Genomic DNA, 1,323 nt, shown 5'->3' on the forward strand with positions numbered 1-1,323 from the left:
GGGCGGGGTGCTCTTCATCGACGAGGCGTACGCGCTGTCGCCCGAGGACTCCGGCCGGGACTTCGGCAAGGAGGCCATCGACACGCTCGTGAAGCTGATGGAGGACCACCGGGAGGCGGTCGTCGTCATCGTCGCCGGGTACACCGTCGAGATGGAACGTTTCCTGACGGTCAACCCCGGTGTGGCGTCCCGTTTCTCACGGACCATCACCTTCAGCGACTACGTCCCCGAGGAACTGCTGCGGATCGTGGAGCAGCAGTCCGAGGAGCAGGAGTACCGGCTCGGCGAGGGCACGGGCGAGGCGCTGCTCAAGTACTTCACGGCGTTGCCGAAGGGTCCCGCCTTCGGCAACGGCCGTACCGCGCGCCAGACGTTCGAGTCGATGGTGGAGCGGCACGCGGGCCGGGTCGCCCAGCTGCCGCAGACCAGCACGGACGACCTGACGCTCCTCTACCCGGACGATCTGCCCGAACTGCCCTGAGGCCGCTGGGGTTCGTCACGCCGTGGTGTCCGGTGCCGGGGTGTCCGGCGCGGGGACGTCTGGCGCGGGAGGGGCGCGGGCGGCAACCGGTCGAGCAGCGCGTCCCGTTCCTCGGTGAAGACCGGGTCGGTCTGGTACGCGGAGTGCCCCAGGATCGGCTCGGGCAGCGGATGGCGCGCCGAACGGCCGTACGCGAGCGGGTCCTTGAGCGGTCCGCGGTCGACCTCGGGCCTGTCCCCGTCCGCCGGGATCCTGACCGGGCCGCCGATCGGGTCCGTGGCGCGCCACAGGTTGCGCCAGCAGTGCACCTCCTTGCTCAGTCCCGCCAGGGGGCCCGCGCCGAAGTAGGCGGGGAACCAGCGGCCGTAGAGACGCTCCAGCGGTGAGCCGTACGTCAGCAGCGCCACGCGGCGGCGGGTGGCGGGCCGCAGCTGCCAGACGGCGGAGGCGGCGAGCACACTGCCCTGCGAGTGCCCGCAGAGGACGAGCCGGCCGCCCGTACGGGCGGTCCAGGAGGCGATCCGCCAGGTGAGGTCGGGCACGGCACGCTCGGCGTAGCAGGGCGGCGCGAAGGGGTGGGCGGCGCGCGGCCAGAACGTACCGACGTCCCAGAGGATGCCGATCGTGCGGCGGGCCGACGGGTCGCGGTACGCGCGGCGGCCCCAGGTGACGAACAGTATGAAGCCGAGCCCTATCAGCCAGGAGCCCAGCGCCTGGGCGGTGTCGGCGACGGACTCCAGCAGGGAGTTGCTGCCCTCGGCCGCCTGTCCCGGCACCGCGCCGCTCAGCCAGGACCCGGCCACGGCGGCGGCGCCGAGCAGCAGGGCGGCCCCGGAGAGCGT

1 protein-coding gene and 1 pseudogene are annotated in these 1,323 nt (G+C 72.9%); one reads left to right on the plus strand and one right to left on the minus strand.

Features of this window, described 5'->3' with window-relative positions:
• The coding region (locus GT042_RS20015) for an AAA family ATPase (RefSeq protein ID WP_161310092.1) at positions 1-481 on the plus strand (481 nt) is incomplete at its 5' end.
• On the opposite strand, the pseudogene GT042_RS20020 reads toward GT042_RS20015, so the two are convergent.
• Positions 451-1,323 (minus strand): annotated as a pseudogene (locus GT042_RS20020) (hypothetical protein); the annotation flags it as partial. The gene GT042_RS20015 and the pseudogene GT042_RS20020 sit on opposite strands and share 31 nt — an antisense overlap.

It is taken from the genome of Streptomyces sp. SID3212 (assembly GCF_009865405.1).
Classification (GTDB): Bacteria; Actinomycetota; Actinomycetes; order Streptomycetales; family Streptomycetaceae; genus Streptomyces.